Source organism: Paracoccus sp. MA (assembly GCF_020990385.1).
In the GTDB taxonomy this organism is placed as follows: domain Bacteria; phylum Pseudomonadota; class Alphaproteobacteria; order Rhodobacterales; family Rhodobacteraceae; genus Paracoccus.
Map to the genome: position 1 here is coordinate 97,433 of NZ_CP087599.1, position 23,118 is coordinate 120,550.

Below are 23,118 nucleotides of genomic sequence, written 5' to 3' on the forward strand. Positions count from 1 at the left end.
GTCACTGATCCATCAGGCCGGGATTGAGGATGCCGGCGGGGTCGAACCTCTGGCGCAGCCCGGCCGAAAGCCGGGCGACGGCCGGGGCCTCGGGCGGGAAGGCCGGGCCGGTGAGCCCGCCGCGCCGCACCAGCGTGGCATGGGGGGCGACCTGCCGCACCGCCTGCGCGCTGCCGGGCCCGCAATACCAGACCAGCCCGCCGCCCCAGTCGAGCGACGCCTCTCCGCCAAGCGCCTGCAAGGCCCGTACTGTCGCCGGTGCGTCGGTGGGCTTGACCAGCACCCGCCAGAGCGGCGCGTCCAAGCCGGCGAAATGCGCCAGATCGCGCAACCCGCGCCACAGGGCCAGAGTGGCCTCGGCATCCAGCAACTCGGTCTCGCGCGGTGCCAGCAGCGCCAGCAGCCGGTCGCGGCGATAATCCATCTGCGGCCCCAGCCCCTCGACCCGCAGCCAGGCAGTGCCGTCGCGGAAGGCCGCGCCCGAGACCTCGAAAGGGGTCGCCAGCGCGGCCGAGAAGATCGCCACCGCCTCCTCGACCGTGACGCCGTGCAAGCCCAGCGTGCAGCGGTCGGGCAGGTGCGGCAGGGTCTTCAGCGCCACTTCGGTCAGCACACCCAGCGTGCCATGCGCGCCGCAAAAGAGCTTGCCCAGATCGAGGCCGGTGACGTTCTTCATCACCCTGCCGCCGTTCTTCAGCACCCTGCCCTGCCCGTCGACGAAGCGCAGGCCCAGCAGATGGTCGCGGCAGGCCCCGGCCAGCAGCCGGCGCGGGCCGCTGGCATTGGCCGCGACCACGCCGCCGATGGTCGGCGTGCCATTGCAGCCCAGCACGCCGCGCATGTCGGCGGGCTCGAAGGCCAGCGCCTGGCCCTCGGCGGCCAGCATCGCCTCGATCTGGTCCAAGGGCGTGCCGGCGCGGGCGATCAGCGTCATCTCGCCCGGCTCATAGGTCACGACGCCCGAGATCGCGGCGGTCGAGAGGGTGTCGCCCGGCAGATGCCCGGTTTCGACCCGTGTGCCGCCGCCGGCAAGGCGCAGCGGCTGGCGGGCGGCGAAACGCTCGGCGATCAGGGCGCCAAGCTCGGCCTCGCTGGCGGGGTTCAGCCCCGCGCGGCTGGGGGTCTCGGGGATCATCGGGTGGCTGCCTCCTCGCGCCAGGGCCGGCTTGCGTCCAGCGGAAAGACCTTGGCCGGATTGAGCAGCCAGCGCGGGTCGAAAACGTCCTTGACCGCCATCTGGATCTCCAGGTCGGGGTCGTCATATTGCTTGCCCATCAGGTCGCGCTTTTCGATGCCCACGCCATGCTCGCCGGTCAGGCAGCCGCCGACATCGACGCAAAGCCGCAGGATGTCGTTGCCGAAAGCCTCGGCGCGTTCCAGATCGCCGGGCTTGTTGGCATTGAACAGGATCAGCGGGTGCATGTTGCCGTCGCCGGCATGGAAGACGTTCGCGACCTCCAGCCCGTGCTGGCGCGAGAGTTCACCGATCATCTTCAGCGTATAGGGCAGCTGCCCGACCGGCACGGTGCCGTCCAGGCAGATATAGTCGCCCAGCCGGCCCATGGCGCCAAAGGCCGATTTGCGGCCCTTCCAGATCGCCATGGCCTCGTCGGCATTGCGGCTTTCGCGGAACTCGACCGGGTTCAGGGCACCCGCGATCTCGCGGATACGGGCGATCTGGTGGTCGATCTCGGCCGGAGAGCCCTCGACCTCGACGATCAGCACCGCAGCGCAATCGGGATAGCCGGCATGGGCAAAGGCCTCGACCGCGCGCAGGCAGACATCGTCCATGTATTCGATGGCGACCGGCAGCACGCCCGAGCGGATGATCCGCGCCACGCATTCCCCCGCCACCTCGGCGCCGTCGAAGCCGATCAGCACCGGGCGCGCGCCCTCGGGGCGCGGCAGGATACGCAGGGTGGCCTCGGTCACGATGCCGAGCTGGCCTTCCGAACCACACAGAAGCCCCATCAGGTCCAGGCCCGTCGGCCCCATCTCGGGCCCGCCCAGCTCGACCACCTCGCCGGTCGGCAGCACCACCGTGGCGCCCATCAGGTTGTTGGTGGTCACGCCGTATTTCAGGCAATGCGCCCCGCCCGAGTTCATCGCGATATTGCCCGCAATGGTGCAGGCCAGCTGCGAGGACGGGTCGGGCGCATAGAAGAAGCCCTGCGGCTCCAGCTCGGCGCTGACCGACAGGTTGGTCACACCGGTCTGCACGCGGATGAAGCGGTTCGCGGTGTCGATCTCCAGCACCTCGCGCAGGCGCAGAGTGGCGATGATGACCGAATCCGCCGTGGGCAGCGCCCCCCCGGCCAGCGAGGTTCCCGCGCCGCGCGGCACCACCGGCACGCGCATCTCGTGGCAGATGCGCATGGCGGCAGCGACCTCTTCGGTCGTGCGCGGCAGCACCACCGCCAAAGGCGGACAGCGATAGGCGGTCAGCGCGTCGCATTCATAGGCGCGCGTCTCCTCGGGGTCCCAGATCACGGCATCCGCGGGCAGCACCTCGCGCAGGGCCGCGACGATCTGCGGCGCGCGCGCAATGATGCCCGCATCGGGCTGGGGCATGGCGATACCGGACAAGCTCTCCTCCCTTGGTCAGGCGGCAGGCGCGGGGCCTGCCTCTTCTTCTTGGTATAATTTTCAGACCATATTCGTCAATCGGTATTTTTCTGGACCGACAGCCTGCCCTATGCTTACATGGCGCAAGTCCGACAACCGCATGAGCGCCCATGACCGACGCTTCCGTGAAATCCCAACGCGCCGCCGAGGCCGTGGCCCAGCATATCGAATCGCTGATCCTCGAAGGGTCGCTGCGTCCCGAGGAGCGGCTCTTGCCCGAGCGCGAGCTGGCCGAGCGGCTGAACGTCTCGCGCTCGACCCTGCGCGACGGGCTGAAGATCCTGGAGGAGCGCGGGCTTCTGACCAGCGCCGGCGGGCGCGGCACCAAGGTGGCACAGCTTGGCGCGGTGGCGATCGCCGATCCGCTGATCGCCATGCTGGCCCGCCATGCCGAGACCGCCGACGATTACCTTGAGTTCCGCGGCATCGTCGAAAGCGCCGCCGCGGCACTGGCGGCAGGGCGCGCCACCGAGGTGGAGCTGGCGCGCATCCGCGACTGCCTCGACCGCATGGACCATGCCCATGCCCGCGCCGATGCCGAGGAAGAGGCCGAGGCGGATGCCGAGCTGCATCTGCTGATCTACGAGGCCAGCCACAACCTGACGCTGCTGCAGATCATGCAGGCGCTGGCGGGGGTGCTGCGTTCGGACGTGATGCAGAACCGCAGCCGGCTGTTCGCGGTGCCGGCCATCCGCGAGCTGCTGCGCCGGCAGCACCGCGCCATCGCCGAAGCCATCATCGCCCGGGATGCCGGCGCGGCGCGGCGGGCAGCCGAGGAGCATATCGGCTATCTGCGCCAGGCCAGCCGCGAGATCCGCGAGGCCGAGGCGCGGCTGGACCTGTCGCTGCGCCGGCTGCACGGCGGCGGCGCCGGCACGCGGGCGGCCGGCGCGGCGGGCGCACGGAAATCCGCACCCGCAGCGGGCAGCTAGGCCGCGCGAAAAAGGCCGGGTCGCGGCCCGGCCTTTTAATCCCCTTTTCGATGGCCCGTCAGTCCAGGCTTACATTGGCATCGCGCACCACCGGCTCCCATTTCGCCATCTCGGCCGTGACGTGCTCGGCCAGTTCCTCGGGTGTCGAGGCGACGATGGTGGCGGAAAACTCCTTCATCCGCTCGGCCACGGCCGGGTCGGCCATGGCGGCCAGCGCGGCCTTGTTCAGCGCCTCGATGGCCTCGGGCGGCGTGCCGGCAGGGGCGAAAAGCGCGTTCCAGGTATAGGTCTCGTATCCCGGCAGGGTCTCGGCAATGGCCGGGATGTCGGGGAAGCTGGGCGCGCGTTCCGCCGTGGTCACGCCAAGCGCCCGCAGCTTGCCGCTGGCGATATGGCCGGAGGCCGAGGGCAGATTGTCGAAGATGATCGGCACCTGATTGCCCAGCACGTCGGTCAGCGCCGGACCCGAGCCCTTGTAGGGGATATGCGTCAGCTCGATCCCGGCCATGGCCTTGAACAGCTCGCCCGACAGGTGCAGCGGCGTGCCGTTGCCGGACGAGGCATAGGCCAGCGGCTCGGTCTTGGACAGGTCGATCAGCTCCTGCACGGTGTTGACCGGCAGTTCGGGGTTCACCGCCAGCACGTTCGGCACCAGCACCAGCAGCGAGACCGGCGCGAAATCCGCGACCGGGTCATAGGGTTTCTGCTTCAGGATCAGCGGGTTCAGCGCATGGGTGGCGACCGTCGCCATCAGGATCGTGTAGCCGTCCGGGTCGGCCTTGGCGACCTGGGCGGCGCCCAGGCTGCCGCCGGCGCCGCCGACGTTCTGCACGATGACCTGCTGGCCCAGTTCCTGGCTCATGCGGTCGGCGACGATGCGGCCGACCACGTCGGTCGAGCCGCCGGCGGCGAAGGGGATCACCAGGGTGATCGGCCGCTCGGGGTATTCGGCGGCGGCGGCGCCTGCGAGGCCAAGCGCCATGGCGGCGCCCAGCAGCAGGCGGCGGGTGATGGATGCGGTCATGGTTTCCTCTCTGTTGAATGTCTTACGCATCGCTTTCGGTAAAGACCTCGTCCCGGCGCTTGCGGATCTGCGGCAGGAAGACCAGCACCAGCACGACCAGCGACAGGCCAAGCAGGGTGGCGCTGATCGGACGGGTCAGGAAGGTCATGGGATCGCCCCGCGACAGGATCATCGCCCGGCGCAGGTTCTCCTCCAGCAGCGGGCCCAGGACGAAGCCCAGCAGCAGGGGCGCCGGCTCGCAGCGCAGCTTGGACATGACATAGCCCAGAAGCCCGAAGAAGGCGACGGCATAGAGGTCATAGGTGTTCGAGGCCACCGAATAGACCCCGATCGAGCACATTGCCATGATGATCGGGAACAGCACATAGTAAGGCACGGTCAGCAGCCTGACCCACAGCCCGATCAGCGGCAGGTTCAGGATCACCAGCATCAGGTTGCCGATCCACATGCTGGCGATGATGCCCCAGAACAGCGCCGGCTGTTCGCTGACCACGTTCGGTCCCGGCACGATGCCCTGGATGATCATCGCGCCGATCATCAGCGCCATGACCGGGTTCGCCGGAATGCCCAGCGTCAGCAGCGGGATGAACGAGGTCTGCGCCCCGGCATTGTTGGCGCTTTCCGGGCCGGCGACGCCGGCCAGCGCGCCCTTGCCGAACTCCTGCGGGCGGGCCGAGACCTTCTTCTCGATCGTGTAGGAGGCGAAGCTGGCCAGGATCGCGCCGCCGCCCGGCAGGATGCCCAGGACCGAGCCGACACCGGTGCCGCGCAGGACCGGGCCGATCATCTGCCTGAACTCCTCGCGGGTGGGGAACAGGCGGCTGATGTTCTTGGTCATCACCTCTCGGTCATGCTCGTCCTCGAGGTTGCGCAGGATCTCGGCGATGCCGAAGACGCCCACCGCGACGGCGACGAAGTTCAGCCCGTCGGCATATTGCGTGATGCCCAGGGTGAAGCGCGGCGCGCCGGTATAGATGTCGGTGCCGACGATGCCCAGAAGCAGACCCAGCACCACCATGGCCAGCGCCTTCAGGACCGAGCCATGCGCCAGCGCCACCGACATGACCAGCCCCATGACCATCAGGCTGAAATACTCGGCCGCGCCGAATTTCAGCGCCACCGCGGTCAGCGGCGGGGCGAAGATCGCGACCAGGAAGGTCGCGACGGTCCCGGCAAAGAACGACCCCAGCGCCGCCGTGGCCAGCGCCGTGCCGGCGCGGCCCTTGCGCGCCATCTGGTAGCCGTCGATGGCGGTCACGGCGGACGAGCTTTCGCCCGGCATGTTGATCAGGATCGCCGTGGTCGAGCCGCCGTATTGCGCGCCGTAATAGATCCCCGCCAGCATGATGAGCGAGCTGACCGGCTCGAGCTGGAAGGTGATCGGCAAAAGCATGGCGATGGTCGCCGTGGCGCCGATGCCCGGCAGCACGCCGATCAGCGTGCCCAGCAGCACGCCGATCAGGCAGAAGGCCAGGTTCGCCAGCGACGAGGCGACCGAGAAGCCGAGCGCGAGATTGCTGAGAAGATCCATGCCGCCCCCTTTCTAGAACTGGACCCAGGGGCCGAAGCGCCGGAACGGCAGGCCGAGCCCGTAGCTGAAGATGAGCGTGGACAGGAGCGTCACCGCCACCGCCAGGATCAGCGCCGCCAGCGGCCGCATCCGCACCGAGGCCTGCGAGGCGATCAGCGTGGTCAGGAACAGCGCCGGCACGAAGCCCAGGCCGCGCACGGTCAGGCCGAAGAAGATCGGCGCCGGCAGGATGAACAGGATGCCGCGCCAGGCGACCTTGCCGAAGGGCTCGTCATCCTCGCGGCCGAAGGCGCGCAGAAAGACGATCAGCCCCAAGAGGAACAGGATCCCCGACAGCACCATCGGGAAATAGCCGGGTCCCATGCGCAGCGATGTGCCGATCTCCAGCCCCGTCGTCTGCCAGCCGAAGAACCCCGCCGCCGCCATCAAGAGCAGCCCGGCGGCGATGTCGGTCCCGTCCTTGGGTTTCGTGGACATGTGTTTCCCCCCTGCTTGCAGCAGGCCCCGCCGCGCATCGCGGGCGGCGGGGCGCGCACCGGTTCAGTCGGCGTAGACGCCCGCGGCCTCGATCACCGGCTTCCAGCGGGCGATCTCGGCCTCGAGCTTGGCCTGAAGCGCCGCGGGCGTCGCGTCCTCGGCCGGCGAAGGCGACGTGCCCAGGTCGGCCATGGCCTTCACGACCCCCTCGTCGGCCAGCGCCGATTGCAGCGATTGCGACAGCCGCTCGTTCACCTCGGCCGGCGTCCCCTTGGGGGTATAGATGCCGTGCCAGATCGAGACGTCGAAGCCTTCGAGCCCGCTTTCCATCGCCGTGGGCAGGTCCGGGAACAGCTCCAGCCGCTCGGGCGTGGTCACGGCATAGGCCTTGATCGTGCCGCCCTTGATCTGCTGCGTGGTGTTGGTGGTCTGGTCGCACATGATGTCGGTCTGCCCGCCCAGCAGGTCGGTCATCGCCGGGCCGGTGCCCTTGTAGGGGACCGTCACCAGCGGCGCCTCCAGCGCCGACATCAGCATCATGCCGCACAGATGCGAGGCCGAGCCGATGCCGGCATTGGCCAGCGTCAGGTTGTCGGCATTGTCCTTGACGTAAGAGATGAAGGCGGCGAAGTCGTCCGGCTCGAAATCCTTGCGGGCGACGACGACCATCGGCACCTCGGTGACAAGGCCGACATAGTCGAAGGCGTTCAGCGTGTCATAGGCCAGGTTGCGGTAAAGCGTGGCCGAGGTCGCCATGCCGATATGGTGCAGCAGCACCGTATAGCCGTCCGGATCGGCTTTGGCGACGTTGCCGGCGCCCAGCGTGCCGCCGGCGCCGCCGATATTCTCGACGATGATCTGCTGGCCCAGGTCGGCCGACATGCGCTCGGCCACCATGCGCGCCACCGTATCGGTCGGCCCGCCGGCGGCGAAAGGCACCACCATGGTGATCTGGCGCTGCGGCCAGTCCTGCGCAAAGGCCGGCGCGATCAGCATCGTCGTGGCGCAAAGCGCGCCGAGAAGCTTTGGATAAGCCATATCCCCTCCCAAGAATTCTGACTTCGGCCGACGTCCTCCTCGACGCGGCCACTGGACAAAAGGTGCGATCGCTTGCGCCTCTGGCACAAATCAAAAACGAACCGTACCCCGCGATAATCGCACGAATGGGTCAAAAATGGGTGGAAAAGGTAACATGCCGCGCGAATGATGGGTGGATTTCCACCCATATGCCCGTTCAACCGGCATCGTCCTCGGCGGCGTCCAGGATCAGGCGGCGGTCCAGCCCGTATTTCTGCATCTTCTCGTAGAGTGTCTTGCGCGAGATGCCCAGCGTCTCGTAGACCGGGCGCAGCTTGCCGCCATGGGCGGCGATGGTGCCGGCGATCAGGCTGCGCTCGAACTCGGCCACCCGGTCGGACAGGCGCGCGCCCTGCGCGGGACCGATCTCGGCCCCTTCCAGCCCCAGCACGAAACGCTCGGCCAGGTTGCGCAGCTCGCGCACATTGCCCGGCCATTCCTTGGCGGCAAGGCCCGACAGGAAGGCGGCGGGCGCCTCGCGCTCGGGGATGTTGTGGCGCGCGGCCGCCTCGCGCAGCAATTGCAGGAACAGCAGCGGAATGTCCTCGCGCCGGGCCGAAAGCGGCGGGACATGCAGCACCGCGACGTTCAGCCGCCAGAACAGGTCCTCGCGGAAACGGCCCTGCGCGACCAGCTCCTCCAGATCGACCTTGCTGACGGCGACGAAGCGCACGTCAAGGGCCACCGGGTCGTTCGAGCCGAGCCGGGTGATCGTCCGCTCCTGCAGCACGCGCAGCAGCTTGGCCTGCAGATCCGGCGGCATCGAGCCGATCTCGTCCAGCAGCACGGTGCCGCCGCGCGCATGTTCGAACTTGCCGTATCGCGGCCGCAGCGCGCCGGGAAAGGCGCCCGGCTCATGGCCGAACAGCTCGGATTCGATCAGCGCCTCGGGCAGGGCGGCGCAGTTGATGGCGATGAAGGGCCGGCCGGCGCGGGCCGAGATGTCGTGCAGCGTGCGCGCCACCACCTCTTTCCCGGCGCCGGTCGGACCGATGATCAGCGTATCGGCATCCGAGGCGCCGATGGCACGCAGCCGATAGCGCAGGTCGACCATGACCTGGGTGCGGCCCGGCAGCCGCGCCTCGACATCGTCGCGCTTGCCGGCGACGGCGCGCAGCCGGCGGTTCTCCAGCACCAGCCCGCGGTGGTCGATGGCGCGGCGGATCACCGTGGCCAGTTCCTGCACGACAAAGGGCTTTTCGATGAAGTCATAGGCGCCGCCGCGGATCGCCTCGACCGCCAGCGGCACCTCGGCATGGCCGGTGACCAGGATCACCGGGATCTCGGGATCGACCTCGTGCAGCCGGCCCAGAAGCGTCATCCCGTCCATGCCCGGCATGCGGATGTCGCTGACCACCGCGCCGGCAAAGCCCGAACCGGCCAGCGCCAGCGCCTCCTCGCCCGAGGCCAGCGCCTCGACGGTGAAGCCCGCCAGTTCCAGCGCCTGCGCGGTCGAGCTGCGCATCTGCTCGTCATCCTCGACCAGAAGCACGCGCGGGGTCATGCGGCGGCCTCGGCGGCGCCGGCGGCGGGCAGGATCACGCGGAACTCGGCGCCGGGGTCCATGTTGCGGCAGGCGATCTCGCCGCCGAAATCGCGCACGATATTGGCGGTGATCGACAGGCCGAGCCCCAGCCCCGCCCCCATGCCCTTGGTGGTATAGAACGGGTCGAAGATGCGCGCGGCGATGGCATCGGGCACGCCCGGCCCGCGGTCGCGCACCCGGATGGCGATGCGCCCGCCCTCGGCCCGCGCCGAAAGCGTGATGCGGCGATCCGCGCCGCCCTCGACCGCGTCGGCGGCATTGGTGATCAGGTTCACCAGCACCTGCTGCAAGCGCGTCGGCCCCGCCCGCAGCGGCGGCAGGTCGGCGGGCACGTCCAGTTCGAGCGTCGCGCCGCTGCTGGCCAGACGGGCGGCGACGATGGTGCGCGTCTCCTCCAGCAGCCCGGCCAGCGCCACTGCGCCCAGCACATCGTCGGGCTTTCTTGCCGCGTGCCGCAGATGCTTGCCGATGGCGGCCATCCGGTCCACCAGCAGCAGGATCTGGGCGATGTTCTCGCGCGCGCGGGCGTGTTCGCCGCGCTCGATCAGGATCGCCGCGCTGTCGGCATAGTTGCGCGCCGCCGCCAGCGGCTGGTTGATCTCATGCGAGAGCGAGGCGGACATCTGTCCCAGCGCCGCCAGCTTGCCGACCTGCACCAGGCTGGCCTGCGCGGCCCGCAGCTCGGCCTCGGTGGCGCGGCGCTCGGCGATTTCCTGTTCCAGCTGATCGTTCACCCGCGCCAGATCGGCGGTGCGCTCGACCACGCGGCGCTCCAGCTCGGCGGTGGCGAATTGCTGCATGGCCAGCCGCTCGGCCGCCTGCGCGCGGCGCTGGCGCCACATCATCAGCCCGAAGCCCGCGACCGACAAGAGCAGCGCGAGGCTCAGCACCGCCAGCCGCGCCTCGGCCCGCAGCTCGGCGCTGTCCAGCAGCACATGCACGGTCCAGCCCGCGCCCGGCATCTCTTCCGAGGCGACGATATAATCGTGGCCGCCCCCCGCCTCGTCGCCGAGCGCCGGCGGCAGGCGAAAGACCGGCACGCCGTGCAGCTCCAGCCGCTGCATCGGAAACTCGGCCAGCGGCGTGCCGGCATAGCGGCGCGAGGATTCGGTCCGCGCCAGCCGTTCCGGCGTCAGCGGCCGGATGCTGTGGTAAAGCCAGCTCGGTTCCGAGGACAGGAAAGCCGCGCCCTCGGGGTCGGTCACCAGCACGCGATACTGGTTGCCGCGCCAGGAGGCCTCGATCCGGTCCACGCCGATCTTGACCGCGACGACGGCGGTGATGCGGCCCGCATCGTCCTGCACCGGGGCCGAGAAGAAATAGCCCCGCACCCCCGAAGTGGTGCCGATGCCGTAGAACCGCCCCTGCCGGCCCGCCATGGCGTCGATGACATAGGGCCGATAGCTGAAATTCTGCCCGACAAAGCTGGCGGGACCAAGATAGCCGGAATGGGCGACGGTCTCGCCGTCCGGCAGGATCAGGTAGATGTCCGAGGCCTGCACCGCCTCGTTCTGCTCGGCCAGCCACTGGTTGGTTTCCTGCCGAAGGGCGGCGTTGCCGGGATCGGCGGCAAGCTGGTGGATCAGGTCCAGATCGCCGACCAGCTGCGGCACCACCTCGTAGCGCGCCAGATCGGCGTTGAGCGCGTTCACCGTCAGCCGCAGCGCGGTGGCAGCGCGGGCATGGCCCTCGCGGAAATAATGCTGATAGGCAAGCTGCGCGCCCAGCCACAGGACGGCCGCCACGCAGGCCAGACCGGCAGCCAGCCGCCAGCGATCCATCCCCGGCCGGTGCGCCGCCGGCTCTATCCGCATCTGGCCCCCCGCATCCCGCTGCCCCTTGCGCCATCATCTGGTGCGGAATCTGACAGCAAGGCCGGCTGCGCGCAACCGGCCCGTGCCTCCGTCAGGACAGCGCCCGGCGCGCCGCCGCCCGGCCGGCCAGCGCGCCATAGGCGGCGCCCGCGACCAGGAAGGCCGCCGGTGCGGAAAGCGAGGCCGCGGTGCCGCCGGCGAAATGCAGCGCCAGCCCCGCGCCCGAGGCCAGCAGCCAGGCCCCCAGCCCCGCCGGGTTGACCGCCCGCGCCTGCGCCGGATCGGCGTCGCCCGCGCCGCGATCCGTCGCGATATGGACCAGCGCGATGCCGACCCAGGCCACGACGAAGATGCCCTGATAGGCCAGCGCCTGCAGGATATAGGCAAAGACATCGGCCAGCATCAGCGCATAGGCGATGGCGCCGACCACGCAGGCCCAGACCCATTTCGGCAGGTGCAGGCGGAAGGCGGTCTCGGCAAAGCTCTCCATGTTCACCGCGGCGAGGTAATAATTCGCGGTGTTGATCCGGGTCTGCGAGATCCAGACGAAGGCGAGGCCCGCCACGCCCATCAGCTGCACCAGCGCGAAGACGACCGAGACCTCGGAGACCCCGCCCTCGGTCGGCAGGCTGGCAGCCAGGAAGATGCCGACAAGGCCGTTGAGCAGGAAGGCCACGGCATAGAAGGGCGCGCCGAAGTTGATAATGGCGTGGAAGCGCGCATCCTCGGGCCGGCCGAAGCGGGCATAGTCATAGGTGAACATCATCAGGATCCAGACGCCCATATAGGCGGTGAAGCAGTCCCACCAGCCGCCGGCGGGCGCGCCGCCCTCGGGGCCAAGGTTCAGCCAGGCGTCCGAATAGCCGTATTCCGCCACCGCCAGCACCACCGCGGCAACCAGCCCCAGCAGGTAGAAGGGCAGCAGCACGCCGTTGAACTTGTCCAGCCAGTTCTGGATCGAGCCGAAGATCAGCGCCACCGAATAGACCGCCACCACCAGCGCCGCCAGCGGATAGGAGATGCCGGCATATTCCCGCAGGGCGACGGCGATGACCGAGCCCTCGAACACCGCGTAATAGATGGCGGTGGCAAAGAAGATCAGCGTCGCCACCGCCGCCCCGCTGCGGCCCAGAAGGAGGCGCGAGAACAGCGAGACGCTGAGCCCGGTGCGGATCGCGTGCCGCACCAGCACCGCGTTCACCGCCGCATAGGCGAGGACCGACAGCACCAGCCCGATGATGGCGTTCCTTGCGCCATAGGCCAGCGCCAGCGAGGCGGCGATGACCAGATAGAACATGGCCGAGCAGACCGACCACCAGGCCATGGTCAGCGGCAGCCGGCCCATGCGCCGGTCGCGCGGCACCGGCCGGTCCGAGAATTCCAGTTCTTCCGAATTGTCCAAAGATCCAGCCATGGCTGAAACTCCCTGTTTGGTTCTTGTGATTGGTTGGTATGGGCGGGGCCTCGCGCGGCCCCGCCGCGGCCTTGGTCAGGCCTGGGTCAGGCCTCGGTCAGTGCCGCGGCCCTTTCGGGCGCAGCGCCGGCGGCGCTGGCCACGGTCACGACATAGACGCCGTTGCCGTCCAGTTCTGCGACCCAGCCCGGCTCGATGACGATGGTGGTCGTCACCTCCTGGATGACCGCCGGGCCGGTGACGACGTCGCCCGCGCCCAGCTTCGCGCCGTCATAGACCGGGGTCTCGTGCTTGCGGCCCGAGGCGTCGAAGATCATCTCGCGCGTGCCGGACAGTGCCGCATGGGCGCCTGCACCCTGCGCGATGCGCATCCGCGCCGGCCGCTCGACCGCGCCCGAGATGGCGCTTTCCACGTTCACCACCTCGACGGGGCTGTGCGGCTCGGCATAGGTGTAAAGCTCCTCGTGGCGGGCGTGGAAGGCAGCCTTGAGGCGTTCCAGCGCCGCCTCGTCGATCGGGAAGGGATCGACGCTGACCGTGCATTCATGCACCTGCCCGACATAGCGCATGTCCAGGCTGCGGCGGATGCCGATCCGGTCGGGCGCGAAATCGTCGGCCAGCAGGTCGGCGCGGCCCTTCTCCTCCAGCCGGGCGAAGGTCTCGTCGAGACGCCTGGCCGCCTCGGCCCCTTCCAGCCGCGCGGCGATGGGGGCCATGTAGTTGTATTTCACGTCCGAGATGATCTGCCCGAAGGCGCAAAGCCCCGAGGCGAGCTTGGAGACCAGCACCTTGCCGATGCCCATCTCGCGCGCCAGCGCCGTGATATGCGCGCCCGTGGCGCCGCCGGCGCAGTTCAGCACGAAGTCGCGCGGATCGTAGCCCCGCTCGACCGAGACGCGGCGGATCGCATTCACCATGTTGTTGTTGACGATGGTGAACATGCCGTAGGCCGCGGTCTCGACGCTGATGCCCAGGGGCTCGGCCAGGTGCTTGCGGATCGCCTCGCGCGCCTTCTCGATGCTGAGCGGCAGGCGGCCGCCGACCAGGCCCTCGGGGTTCAGGTAGCCCAGCACCAGGTTCGCGTCGGTCGTGGTCGGCCTTTCGCCGCCCTTGCCATAGCAGGCCGGACCGGGTTCCGAGCCCGCCGATTGCGGCCCCATCTGCATCAGCCCCATCGAGTCGATCCAGCCGATCGATCCGCCGCCCGCGCCCAGGGTTTCCACCTGAATCATCGGGATACCAATGCGATAGCGCAGAAAGTCGATGTTCTTTGACACATTGGCCTGCCCGTCGCGGGTCAGGGTGATGTCGAAGCTGGTCCCGCCCATGTCCACGGTGATGATGTCCGAAAGCCTGTAGGGCTCCCCCAGATAGAGCGCCGCGCGCGGCGCCGAGGCGGGGCCGGAATTGATCGCATAGACCGACTGGTCCGAGACCACCGACCCCAGCGCCAGCCCGCCGTTCGACTGGAAATAGCGCACCGGCTGACGCGCGCCGAGGCCTTGGAAATAGCCGTCCACCGCCTGCACATAGCGCGACAGGATCGGCGCCAGATAGGCGTTCACGATGGCGGTCGAGGTGCGGGTATATTCGCGCACCTGCGGATAGAGCTGGCTGCCGACGGTCAGACGCGCCTCGGGCATCATCTCGCGCACGATCTCGGCGGCGCGGAGTTCGTGATCGGGATGCAGCACCGACCAGACGAAGCTGATGGCCACCGATTCGACGCCCTCGCGCAGGAAATGCCGGCAGGCCTCGCGCACTTCGTCCTCGTTCAGCGGCGTATGGACGGCGCCGGTCGAGATCACCCGCTCGCCGATCCCGCGCCGCAGGTAGCGCGGCACCAGCATGGTCGCGGGCGGATAGTCCGGGTCGTAGCGATAGCCGTCCTCCTTGTGGCCGAGGCGGATCTCGATGCTGTCCTCGTGGCCCTTGGTGGCGATCAGGCCGGTCCTGGCGCCGCTATGGGTGATCAGCGCATTGAGTCCGACCGTGGTGCCGTTGATGCACAGGTCGGCGTTCGAGACGAGGTCGCGCGGGGCGATGCCCGTCTCCTCCTCGATCACGGCCAGGCCGTTCCTGATGGCCAGGGTCGGGTCCTGCGGGGTGGAGAGCGCCTTGAAGATGCGCAAGCCCCCCTCGCGGTCGGCGAGGATGAAATCGGTGAAGGTGCCGCCGGCGTCGATGCCAAGGCGATATTGGTGTTTCATGGCGGGTTCCATCTTTGGCTGCGGTCCGCGGGTCCGGCGCCGGGGGCTTCGCGCCCCCGGACCCCCGCGGGGTATTTGGAAAACAGAGAAGGGCTTATGCGGCGCGCAGGGCGGCGGTGGCGGCGTGATCGACGGCGAGGGTCGCGGCATCGGCGATGACGACGCCATAGTCGAGCCGCGCGCCCTCGAGGCTGACGAGGCCGTTTCGGACATCCTCGACCACCTTCTCGACCGGGCGGGCATAGGGGTCGCCGTAGCCGCCGCCGCCGGGATTGCGGTTCGCGGCGCGCTCGCCGGGCTGGATGGTCTCGATGACGTTTTCGGTGATGACCTGCGTCTCGCCGCCCCGCGTCACTTCCAGCCGGCCGACCTTGGGCGGGATCAGGGTCGAGCGGGCGCCGGCGGCGCCCATGGCCGGGATGCGGCGGCCCTCGCCGAAGGTGACGAGCGTCATCGGGCTGTCCAGCGGCTCGACCTCCCAGCAGGTGCCCGAGCCGCCGCGGAACTGGCCGGCGCCGCCCGAATCCTGCATCAGGGAATAGCGGTGGATGATGATCGGATAGCTGTGCTCCAGCATCTCGATATCGCCCGAGGTCAGCGCGCCGAAGCAGCATTCCGGCCCGCAGGCATGCCAGCCGTCCTGGCTGGCCGTGGCCCCCGCCCCCGAGATGATCGAGGCCAGCACCATGGTCACATATTCCTCGTCATGGCGCTTGTCCCAGCCGGCGATGTTGCAGCCATTGGCATGGCCCCAGCTGGCCGAGACCTTGGCCGGCGCCGCCTGCTCGAAGGCCAGCCGCACCGCGTCGGTCAGCGTCTCCATCGGCGTGGTGGTGCAGTTCATGTGCGGCGCTGGCGATTTCGCGTTGCAAAGCGTGCCCTTGGGGCCCATGTCGGTGGTCACGCAGCGATAGAGCCCCTCGTTATAGGGCGGCGGCAATTGCGCGAACATCATCAGGCCCAGATAGACGCCGGAATGGCTGTTGCCTTCGTAGCTGTTGATGAAATAGGGCACCTGCGGCGGCGAGCTGATGGCGATGTGGCAGCCGTCGCCCCGGATCGTCACCGTGGCGGTGATGTCCATGTCGCCGAAGCCGTGGCCAGCATCCTCGAGCACCGCCGTTCCGGTATAGGTGCCGTCCGGGACCTGGGCGATGAGCTTGCGCATATGCGCCTCGGCCATGTCCAGAAGCTCGGCGATGCAGTCCTGCACCACCTGCTTGCCGTATTTGTCCATCAGCCGGACCAGGTTGCGGGCGCCGACCTGGCAGGCGCCGATCAGGGCGTTGAAGTCGCCCTCCTGATCGCGGCGCGCGCGCATGTTGGTCAGCAGCAGGTTCATCACGTCGTGGCGCGGCTTGCCGCGGTCCCAGAGCTTGACCGGCGGGATGCGCAGCCCCTCGGCATAGATCTCGGTCGCGTTGGGATTGTAGCCGGCGGGGACCGGGCCGCCGACATCGGTCAGGTGGCCCTTGCAGACGGTCCAGAACACCAGCTCGCCCTGGTAGAAGACCGGGTAATACATGCAGGTGTCGATGATATGGCTGCCGCCATAGGCCGGGTCGTTGTGCAGGATCAGGTCGCCCTCGTGGATGTCGCCCTGAAAGAAGCTCGCGACCGATTTCATCGCCGGGATCAGGCTGCCGAGGTGGATGGGGATGTCCTGGCCCTGCAGGATCATCTCGGGCGTGTGGTTGAAGAGCGCGGTCGAATAATCATGCGCGAGGTTGAAGACCGAGCTGCGGGCGGTCTGTTCCAGCGTCAGCGTCATCTCGCGCTGCGTGGTCTCGAGCACGCCGCGCACCACCGAAAGCGTAATGGGGTCGGGTTTGGGTCTGGTCATGGCTCTTTCCCTGTCTGGGCCGCATGGGCGCGCGCAGCAGGGCAGCCGGGAATCGGCTGGTCATGGTCTTCTCCCTGCGGCGTGCCGCCTGGCGCGGCATCTTTTCGGTCGGAGCATGGTGCGGCGGCGACGGCGCCCGGTCTTGGCGCTGGGTGCGGAGAAACTTGTCGTTCCGTGCAGGCTTGCCGATCCGCGCGGCAGAATTGGCGCCCGCCGGCCTTCGCGCCAGTTTTCTTTTGCCCGATTGCTCGCGGCAGGCTACGAATCGCCCAAGCGATGCGGGGAGGCGCATCATGACCCTGGAAAGCTACAGCACCGCCGCGACCGCGCCGCCCGAACGCGCGGCGCATTGGTCGGCCATCATCGCGGATACCTATTTCCCGCTGCAGCTGAGCTATCGCGATCCCGCCACCTTTCAGGGCCGGCTGGAGCGGCGCAGCGCCGGGCCGGTGTCGCTGTCGCGGCTGCGTACCGAACCGGCGCGCTATGAACGGGTGCCCGGGCTGATCCGGCAGGGCGAGGCCGAGGAATACCTGGTCACCATCCCCAGCCTCGCGCCGGTGCTGTTCCGCCAGCTGGGCCGCGACATCACCTGCGCCCCCGGCGGCTTCCTCATCGAGCGCGGCGACGAGCCCTATCGCTTCGCCTATCAGGCGCGCAACGACCTGCTGGTGATGAAGATCGCCCGCAGCGCGCTGGCCGAAAGGCTGCGCCAGCCGGACCGGCTTTGCGCCACGGTCTTCGACGGGCGCGAGGGCTTGGGCGGTCTGTTCGCCGAGACGGTGCGCCGCGCCCATGCCATGCCCGCCGATTCCGCGGCGGCAGACGTGCTGGGCCGGCACCTGATCGAGTTGCTGGCGCTGGCGCTGGACCGGCAGGCGGAAACCGACGGCGGCGCCGCCACGGCGGTCCGCGCCGCGCATCTGAAGCGCGCGCAGGACGCGATCCTGCGCAGCCTGACCGATCCGGCCCTGTCGCCCGAGACGGTGGCGGCGGCCTGCGGCATCTCGAAACGCTATCTGCACGACCTGTTCGGCGATACCGGGACCACGGTGGCGCAATTCATCCGCGAGGCGCGGCTGAAGGCGGCGCGGGACATGCTGCAGATGCCAGGCGACCTGTCGCTGGCCGCCGTCGCCTATCGCTTCGGCTTCAGCGACCAGGCGCAATTCTCGCGGCTGTTCCGGGCCATGTTCGGCCAGACCCCCAGCGGCTATCGCGCCGCCTGCCGCGCGGGGCGGCAGGGCTAGGGTTCAGCCCTGAAAGCGCCAGTCGCCCTCGCCAAGCGCCGGGGCGGCGCGTTCAGTCACCAGCGGGCTGCGCGAGAAGCGCAGCGGGCTGCGCAGCCCGGCGATGCCCTCGGGCGCGATGCGCAGGCCGCGCGCCTGCACCTGCGGTTCGGCCAGGGCCTCGGCCACGTCATTGACCGGGCCCGCGGGCACCCCCGCCCCTTCCAGCGCAGCGATCAGCGCGGCGCGGGTAAAGCGGCGCGTGGCCTGCGCCAGCAGCGGCACCAGCCGCGCGCGGTTCGCCACCCGGGCGGGGTTGGTGGCAAAATCCGGCTCTGCCGCCAGCTCGGGCATTTCCAGCACCCGGCACAGCGCCGCGAATTGCCGGTCATTGCCGCAGGCGACGATCAGATGCCCGTCCGAGGCCGGGAAAAGCTGATAGGGCACGATATTCGGATGCGCATTGCCCAGCCGATGCGGCACCTGCCCGCCCAGCAGGTAATTCGTCGCCTGATTGGCCAGCACCGCCACCCCGCAATCCAGAAGCGACAGGTCCAGATGCTGGCCCAGACCCGACCGCGCCCGCTCGGCCAGCGCGGCCTGCACGGCGATCACCCCGTAAAGCCCGGTGAAGATGTCGATCCAGGCCACGCCGACCTTTTGCGGCTCGCCCTGCGGATCGCCGGTCAGGTCCATGATGCCCGACATGCCCTGAATCAGGAAATCATAGCCCGGCTGCGCCGCGCGCGGCCCGTCCTGCCCGAAGCCGGTGATCGAGGCATAGACCAGCCGCGGATTGCGCGCCGAAAGCGTCTGGTAGTCCAGCCCGAACTTGCGCAGCCCCCCCAGCTTGAAATTCTCGATCACCACATCGGCCTGGTCGATCAGCGCCCGCAGCCGCTCCAGGTCGGCGGGGTCGTTGAAGTCGCAAGTCACCGAACGCTTGCCGCGATTGGCGGCGTGGAAATAGGCCGCGACCCGTTCGGTGGTGCCGTCTGCACGCGGCCGCTCGATGAAGGGCGGGCCCCAGCGGCGGGTGTCGTCGCCCTCGGGCGCCTCGACCTTGATCACCTCGGCGCCCAGATCGGCCAGCGTCTGGCCGATCCACGGCCCGGCAAGGATGCGCGCCAGTTCGACGACGCGCAGCCCCTTCAGCGCCGGCTGATCCATCACGCGAACGCCTGGATGCCGGTCTGCGCCCGGCCGAGGATCAGCGCATGCACGTCATGCGTGCCCTCATAGGTGTTCACCGTCTCCAGGTTCTGCGCGTGCCGCATGACGTGATAGCCGATCTGGATGCCGTTGCCGCCATGCATGTCGCGGGCCTGGCGGGCGATGTCCAGCGCCTTACCGCAATTGTTGCGCTTGACGATGGAGATCATCTCGGGCGCGAACTTGCCCTCGTCGAACAGCCGCCCGACGCGCAGGCTGGCTTGCAGGCCCAGGGCGATCTCGGTCTGCATGTCGGCGAGCTTCTTCTGGTAAAGCTGCGTCGCGGCCAGCGGGCGGTTGAACTGGTGGCGATCCAGCCCGTATTGCCGGGCGCGGAACCAGCAATCCTCGGCCGCGCCCATGGCGCCCCAGCTGATGCCGTAGCGCGCGCGGTTCAGGCAGCCGAAGGGACCGCCCATGCCCTCGATGTTCGGAAGCAGCGCATCCTCGCCGACCTCGACATTCTCCATCACGATCTCGCCGGTGATCGAGGCGCGCAGGCTCAGCTTGCCCTCGATCTTGGGCGCCGAAAGGCCGGGTGTGCCCTTGTCCAGCACGAAGCCGTGCACCTTGCCGCCATGCGCCTCGGACTTGGCCCAGACCACGAAGACATCGGCGATGGGCGCGTTCGAGATCCACATCTTGGACCCGTTCAGCACATAGCCGCCCCCGGTCTTGCGGGCCACGGTGCGCATGCCGCCGGGGTCGGAGCCCGCGTCGGGCTCGGTCAGGCCGAAGCAGCCGATGAACTCACCCGAGGCCAGTTTCGGCAGGTATTTCTGCTTCTGCTCTTCGCTGCCATAAGCCTCGATCGGGAACATCACCAGCGAGCTTTGCACCGAGGCCATCGAGCGATAGCCCGAATCGATGCGCTCGATCTCGCGCGCGACCAGCCCATAGGCGACGTAAGAGGCACCGACGCCACCATAGGCCTCGTCCACGGTGACGCCCAGCAGGCCCGAGGCGCCCATTTCGCGGAATATCTCGGGATCGGTTTCCTCGTTCAGATAGGCGGCCTCGACGCGCGGCGCCAGCCGGTCGGCGGCGAAGGCCGCGGCGGTGTCGCGGATCATCCGCTCTTCCTCGGTCAGCTGATCCTCAAGCAGGAACGGGTCGGACCACGAGAAAGGGCTGCCCTTGTGCGATTTCGTCGTCACGTCATGCCTCATGCGCTGATGCTGTCGGTTCATTCATTACCGCTTTCAAACCGGGCCGGAAAATGGATAATCCTCATTACTTCATGCACGGGGTGAATGTTCTTGCGGCAAAGGCGCTTTCTTCCGAACCTCAGCCTGCTGCTGGCCTTCGACGCGGTGATGCGCACGGGTTCGGTCACCGGCGCGGCGCAGGACCTGGGGCTGACGCAAAGCACGGTCAGCCGGCTGCTGCAAAGCCTGGAGGCGCAGCTGGGGCAGGAGCTGTTCATCCGCCACAAGAAGCGCCTGACCCCGACCGAGGCGGCCGAGCGGTATTTCCGCGACATTTCCGCCGCGCTCGACCTGATCCAGCGCGGCAGCATGTCGCTGATCGCCAATCCCGACGGCGGCAGCCTGGACCTGGCCGTGCTGCCGACCTTTGCCACGCGCTGGCTGGCGCCGCGGCTGCCGGATTTCCTGTCGGCCCATCCGGGGGTGTCGATCAACCTGACCACCCGCTTCCGCCGCTTCAGCTTCGACGAGGAACCCTTTGACGCGATGATCTTTTACGGCCGGGACGACTGGCCGGGGGCCGAGCACCTGAAGCTGTTCGATGAACGCCTCACCGCCTGCGCTTCGCCCGATCTTCTGGCCCGGCGGTCTGTAACGGCGCCCGCCGATCTGGCGGGAATGGTGCTGCTGCAATTGCCGACCCGCCCGGACGCCTGGCAGGCATGGTTCCGGGGACAGGGGGCCGAGCCGCCGGCGCCGCTGGACGGGATGATGATGGACCAGTTTTCGATGATGATCCAGGCGGCGATCTCGGGGCTGGGGATCGCGCTGCTGCCCGATTACCTGGCCCGGGTCGAGATCGCCGAGGGCCGGCTGGCGCCGGTGCTGCGGCAGGGCGTGCCGGGCAGCGGCGCCTATTGGCTGGCCTGGCCGGCGCGCAAGGCCGGGCTGAAGCCGCTGGCCGCCTTTCGCGACTGGCTCGCCGCCCGCATGGCGCGGGACGGCATGGGTTAGGGGCCGCCCGCCTTCAGGCCGGGACCAGCGCCGCCTCGATGGCCGCTTCCAGAATCTCCAGCGCCTCGGACAGCTGCGCGTCGGGAATGGTCAGCGGCGGCAGCAGGCGGATGACGTTGTAGCGCGTGCCGCAGGACAGCAGGATCAGCCCGCGCGCCTCGGCCTCGGCCACGATGGCGGCGGTCAGTTGCGCGTCGGGCTGGCTGCGGTCGCCGGCCTGCACCAGCTCGAAGGCGTTCATCGCGCCAAGGCCGCGCACATCGCCGATGGCCGGGAAGCGTTCGGCCAGCTTTTGCAGGCGCGAGCGGATGGCCGAGCCGATTTCCTCGGCGCGGGCGCAAAGGTCTTCGTCCTCGATCACCTCCAGCACCGCCAGCGCGGCGGCGATGGCCAGCGGGTTGCCGGCATAGGTGCCGCCCAGCCCGCCCGGCGCGGGCGCGTCCACGATCTCGGCCCGGCCGGTGACGGCGGACAGCGGAAAGCCCCCGGCCAGCCCCTTGGCCATGGTCACCAGGTCGGGCGCGACGCCGGAATGCTGGAAACCGAACATGCGGCCGGTGCGGGCCATGCCGGCCTGGATCTCGTCGCCGATCAGCACGATGCCGTGGCTGTCGCAGATGCGGCGCAGCGCGGCCAGGAATTCGGGCGGGGCGACGTTGAAGCCGCCCTCGCCCTGCACCGGCTCGACGACGATCGCCGCCACCCGCCGGGGGTCGATGGACGAGGCCAGCAGCGTCTCCAGATGCGCAATCGCCTGCGCGACCGACACGCCGGCCATGGCGTTGGGGAAGATCGCATGGTGGATCTCGGGCGGCATGGCGCCGAAACCGGCCTTGTAGGGCGCCACCTTGCCGGTCAGCGCCATGCCCAGAAGCGTGCGGCCATGGAAAGCGCCGTTGAAGGCGATCACGCCCGAGCGCCCGGTAAAGGCCCGCGCCATCTTCACCGCATTTTCCACCGCCTCGGCGCCGGTGGTGGCGAACATGGTCTTTTTCGCGAAATCGCCCGGGGTCAGCGCGTTCAGCCGCTCGGCCAGGGCGACATAGGATTCATAGGGCGCGACATGGAAGCAGGTATGGGTGAAGTCCTGCATCTGGCGCTGGACCGCCTCGATCACCCGGGGATGGCGATGGCCGGTATTGTTCACCGCGATGCCGGCGGCGAAATCCAGCATCCGCCGGCCCTCGGCGGTCCAGAGCTCGGCATTCCCGGCCCGGACGGCATAGATGTCCCGCGTGCCGACACCCCGCGCCACCGCCGCCTTGCGCCGCTCGATCAACTGTTTCGATTCCATGTGCAGACCTCCATGCTGATGGAATCGGCTTACACGATGCTCAATATATTGAGCAATGACTTTCTTCCATTTGCGGCAGGATGCGGAACTGGTGCGCAACCCCCGGCCCTGATAACCTGTCGCGAAACGGCATCGGGGCAAGGATGAGCGATTTCGACGTGGGCGCGCGGCTGAAAGAGCTGCGCAGCGCGGCAAACATGTCGCAGCGGCAGCTGGCCGAGGCTTCGGGCGTGCCGCATGGCCAGATCTCGATGATCGAGACCGGGCGCTCCAGCCCCTCTGTCGCCTCGCTGCGCAAGATCCTTGGCGGGCTGGGCGTCACCATGTCCGAGTTCTTCGAGCCGGACCTGCCGCAAAGCCCGCAACCCTTCTTCACCCCGGCCGAGCTGCGCGACCTGACCTCGCGGCTTTATTCCGCCGCGCAGGGGCCGGTCGGGCGCATGACCCTGCGCCAGGTCGGCGACGCGCGGCTGCACAACCTGCAGATCCTGCACGAACGCTATGAGCCGGGCGCCGATACCGGCGAGACCATGCTGGCCCATCACGGCAGCGAGGGCGGCATCGTCATCGCCGGCGAGATCGAGCTGACCGTGGGCGATCAGAGCCGGGTGCTGAAGGCCGGCGACAGCTATCTTTTCGCCTCGACCCAGCCGCATCGCTTCCGCAACATCTCGGACCGCGAGGCGGTGGTGGTCTCGGCCTGCACGCCGCCCTATCTCTAGCCCCTG

Annotated in this window: 18 protein-coding genes; 4 read left to right on the forward strand and 14 right to left on the reverse strand. The window is 68.8% G+C overall.

The window, feature by feature from the left end; genetic code table 11:
- Window position 1 precedes the first annotated feature (1 nt).
- The gene (locus LOS78_RS19450) at window positions 2–1,135 is read right to left on the reverse strand and encodes an FAD-binding protein (RefSeq protein ID WP_230378818.1); all 1,134 of its coding nucleotides are present in this window, start codon (window positions 1,133–1,135) and stop codon (window positions 2–4) included.
- Window positions 1,132–2,586, reverse strand: a complete 1,455-nt coding sequence (locus LOS78_RS19455; RefSeq protein ID WP_028713006.1) for an FAD-linked oxidase C-terminal domain-containing protein — start codon at window positions 2,584–2,586, stop codon at window positions 1,132–1,134. The genes LOS78_RS19450 and LOS78_RS19455 overlap by 4 nt, the downstream gene beginning before the upstream one ends.
- Before the next feature lie 149 nt (window positions 2,587–2,735).
- On the opposite strand from LOS78_RS19455, the gene LOS78_RS19460 reads away from it, so the two are divergent.
- On the forward strand, window positions 2,736–3,557 hold the full coding sequence (locus LOS78_RS19460) for an FCD domain-containing protein (RefSeq protein ID WP_230378819.1): 822 nt from the start codon (window positions 2,736–2,738) through the stop codon (window positions 3,555–3,557).
- Between the two features lie 58 nt (window positions 3,558–3,615).
- Here the strand turns inward: LOS78_RS19460 and LOS78_RS19465 are convergent, their stop codons facing one another.
- The 9 genes from LOS78_RS19465 to LOS78_RS19505 all read right to left on the reverse strand — a co-directional run bounded on the left by LOS78_RS19465 (window position 3,616) and on the right by LOS78_RS19505 (window position 16,493).
- On the reverse strand, window positions 3,616–4,581 hold the full coding sequence (locus LOS78_RS19465) for a tripartite tricarboxylate transporter substrate binding protein (RefSeq protein WP_230378820.1): 966 nt from the start codon (window positions 4,579–4,581) through the stop codon (window positions 3,616–3,618).
- Between the two features lie 22 nt (window positions 4,582–4,603).
- Window positions 4,604–6,112: a tripartite tricarboxylate transporter permease gene (locus LOS78_RS19470; protein WP_028713009.1), complete on the reverse strand. Its 1,509-nt coding sequence runs from the start codon at window positions 6,110–6,112 to the stop codon at window positions 4,604–4,606.
- Window positions 6,113–6,124: 12 nt separating this feature from the next.
- The gene (locus tag LOS78_RS19475) at window positions 6,125–6,589 is read right to left on the reverse strand and encodes a tripartite tricarboxylate transporter TctB family protein (RefSeq protein WP_028713010.1); all 465 of its coding nucleotides are present in this window, start codon (window positions 6,587–6,589) and stop codon (window positions 6,125–6,127) included.
- Between the two features lie 63 nt (window positions 6,590–6,652).
- Window positions 6,653–7,627 carry a tripartite tricarboxylate transporter substrate-binding protein gene (locus LOS78_RS19480; protein ID WP_230378821.1) on the reverse strand — a complete coding sequence of 325 codons (975 nt, stop codon included), beginning with the start codon at window positions 7,625–7,627 and terminating at the stop codon, window positions 6,653–6,655.
- Window positions 7,628–7,823: 196 nt separating this feature from the next.
- A complete protein-coding gene (locus LOS78_RS19485; protein ID WP_028713012.1) occupies window positions 7,824–9,170 on the reverse strand; it encodes a sigma-54 dependent transcriptional regulator in 1,347 nt (448 codons plus the stop codon).
- On the reverse strand, window positions 9,167–11,026 hold the full coding sequence (locus LOS78_RS19490; protein ID WP_230378822.1) for an ATP-binding protein: 1,860 nt from the start codon (window positions 11,024–11,026) through the stop codon (window positions 9,167–9,169). Before LOS78_RS19490 ends, LOS78_RS19485 begins: the two co-directional genes overlap by 4 nt.
- A 91-nt stretch (window positions 11,027–11,117) precedes the next feature.
- Entirely contained in the window at window positions 11,118–12,440 is a 1,323-nt protein-coding gene (locus tag LOS78_RS19495; protein WP_230378823.1) for a cytosine permease, read from the reverse strand.
- 86 nt (window positions 12,441–12,526) lie between these two features.
- Window positions 12,527–14,650, reverse strand: a complete 2,124-nt coding sequence (locus LOS78_RS19500; RefSeq protein WP_230378824.1) for a hydantoinase/oxoprolinase family protein — start codon at window positions 14,648–14,650, stop codon at window positions 12,527–12,529.
- A 94-nt stretch (window positions 14,651–14,744) separates the two neighbouring features.
- Window positions 14,745–16,493 carry a hydantoinase B/oxoprolinase family protein gene (locus LOS78_RS19505; protein WP_028716592.1) on the reverse strand — a complete coding sequence of 583 codons (1,749 nt, stop codon included), beginning with the start codon at window positions 16,491–16,493 and terminating at the stop codon, window positions 14,745–14,747.
- Window positions 16,494–16,786: 293 nt separating this feature from the next.
- On the opposite strand from LOS78_RS19505, the gene LOS78_RS19510 reads away from it, so the two are divergent.
- Complete coding sequence (locus LOS78_RS19510) at window positions 16,787–17,743, forward strand: helix-turn-helix domain-containing protein (RefSeq protein ID WP_028713017.1); 957 nt, start codon at window positions 16,787–16,789, stop codon at window positions 17,741–17,743.
- Between the two features lie 3 nt (window positions 17,744–17,746).
- Here the strand turns inward: LOS78_RS19510 and LOS78_RS19515 are convergent, their stop codons facing one another.
- Both LOS78_RS19515 and LOS78_RS19520 read right to left on the reverse strand, forming a co-directional pair.
- Complete coding sequence (locus LOS78_RS19515; RefSeq protein ID WP_230378983.1) at window positions 17,747–18,892, reverse strand: CaiB/BaiF CoA-transferase family protein; 1,146 nt, start codon at window positions 18,890–18,892, stop codon at window positions 17,747–17,749.
- Window positions 18,892–20,103: an acyl-CoA dehydrogenase gene (locus LOS78_RS19520; RefSeq protein ID WP_230378984.1), complete on the reverse strand. Its 1,212-nt coding sequence runs from the start codon at window positions 20,101–20,103 to the stop codon at window positions 18,892–18,894. The genes LOS78_RS19515 and LOS78_RS19520 overlap by 1 nt, the downstream gene beginning before the upstream one ends.
- A gap of 90 nt (window positions 20,104–20,193) precedes the next feature.
- Between LOS78_RS19520 and LOS78_RS19525 the strand changes: the two genes are divergently transcribed.
- Window positions 20,194–21,096 (forward strand): LysR family transcriptional regulator, encoded by a 903-nt coding sequence (locus LOS78_RS19525; RefSeq protein WP_230378985.1) that lies wholly within the window; start codon window positions 20,194–20,196, stop codon window positions 21,094–21,096.
- 13 nt (window positions 21,097–21,109) lie between these two features.
- Here the strand turns inward: LOS78_RS19525 and gabT are convergent, their stop codons facing one another.
- The gene (gene gabT, locus LOS78_RS19530; RefSeq protein WP_230378825.1) at window positions 21,110–22,390 is read right to left on the reverse strand and encodes a 4-aminobutyrate--2-oxoglutarate transaminase; all 1,281 of its coding nucleotides are present in this window, start codon (window positions 22,388–22,390) and stop codon (window positions 21,110–21,112) included.
- A gap of 143 nt (window positions 22,391–22,533) precedes the next feature.
- On the opposite strand from gabT, the gene LOS78_RS19535 reads away from it, so the two are divergent.
- Window positions 22,534–23,112, forward strand: a complete 579-nt coding sequence (locus tag LOS78_RS19535; RefSeq protein ID WP_230378826.1) for a cupin domain-containing protein — start codon at window positions 22,534–22,536, stop codon at window positions 23,110–23,112.
- Window positions 23,113–23,118 lie beyond the last annotated feature (6 nt).

What these genes read in the sequence shown, in the direction of transcription:
- LOS78_RS19535 (WP_230378826.1), top strand. Translation starts at nt 22,534, where the DNA reads ATGAGCGATTTCGACGTGGGCGCGCGGCTGAAAGAGCTGCGCAGCGCG.
- LOS78_RS19500 (WP_230378824.1), bottom strand. Translation starts at nt 14,650, where the DNA reads ATGAAACACCAATATCGCCTTGGCATCGACGCCGGCGGCACCTTCACC.
- LOS78_RS19490 (WP_230378822.1), bottom strand. Translation starts at nt 11,026, where the DNA reads ATGCGGATAGAGCCGGCGGCGCACCGGCCGGGGATGGATCGCTGGCGG.
- LOS78_RS19470 (WP_028713009.1), bottom strand. Translation starts at nt 6,112, where the DNA reads ATGGATCTTCTCAGCAATCTCGCGCTCGGCTTCTCGGTCGCCTCGTCG.
- LOS78_RS19465 (WP_230378820.1), bottom strand. Translation starts at nt 4,581, where the DNA reads ATGACCGCATCCATCACCCGCCGCCTGCTGCTGGGCGCCGCCATGGCG.
- LOS78_RS19515 (WP_230378983.1), bottom strand. Translation starts at nt 18,892, where the DNA reads ATGGATCAGCCGGCGCTGAAGGGGCTGCGCGTCGTCGAACTGGCGCGC.
- LOS78_RS19485 (WP_028713012.1), bottom strand. Translation starts at nt 9,170, where the DNA reads ATGACCCCGCGCGTGCTTCTGGTCGAGGATGACGAGCAGATGCGCAGC.
- LOS78_RS19475 (WP_028713010.1), bottom strand. Translation starts at nt 6,589, where the DNA reads ATGTCCACGAAACCCAAGGACGGGACCGACATCGCCGCCGGGCTGCTC.
- LOS78_RS19495 (WP_230378823.1), bottom strand. Translation starts at nt 12,440, where the DNA reads ATGGCTGGATCTTTGGACAATTCGGAAGAACTGGAATTCTCGGACCGG.
- LOS78_RS19460 (WP_230378819.1), top strand. Translation starts at nt 2,736, where the DNA reads ATGACCGACGCTTCCGTGAAATCCCAACGCGCCGCCGAGGCCGTGGCC.
- LOS78_RS19480 (WP_230378821.1), bottom strand. Translation starts at nt 7,627, where the DNA reads ATGGCTTATCCAAAGCTTCTCGGCGCGCTTTGCGCCACGACGATGCTG.
- gabT (WP_230378825.1), bottom strand. Translation starts at nt 22,390, where the DNA reads ATGGAATCGAAACAGTTGATCGAGCGGCGCAAGGCGGCGGTGGCGCGG.
- LOS78_RS19505 (WP_028716592.1), bottom strand. Translation starts at nt 16,493, where the DNA reads ATGACCAGACCCAAACCCGACCCCATTACGCTTTCGGTGGTGCGCGGC.
- LOS78_RS19510 (WP_028713017.1), top strand. Translation starts at nt 16,787, where the DNA reads ATGACCCTGGAAAGCTACAGCACCGCCGCGACCGCGCCGCCCGAACGC.
- LOS78_RS19520 (WP_230378984.1), bottom strand. Translation starts at nt 20,103, where the DNA reads ATGAGGCATGACGTGACGACGAAATCGCACAAGGGCAGCCCTTTCTCG.
- LOS78_RS19450 (WP_230378818.1), bottom strand. Translation starts at nt 1,135, where the DNA reads ATGATCCCCGAGACCCCCAGCCGCGCGGGGCTGAACCCCGCCAGCGAG.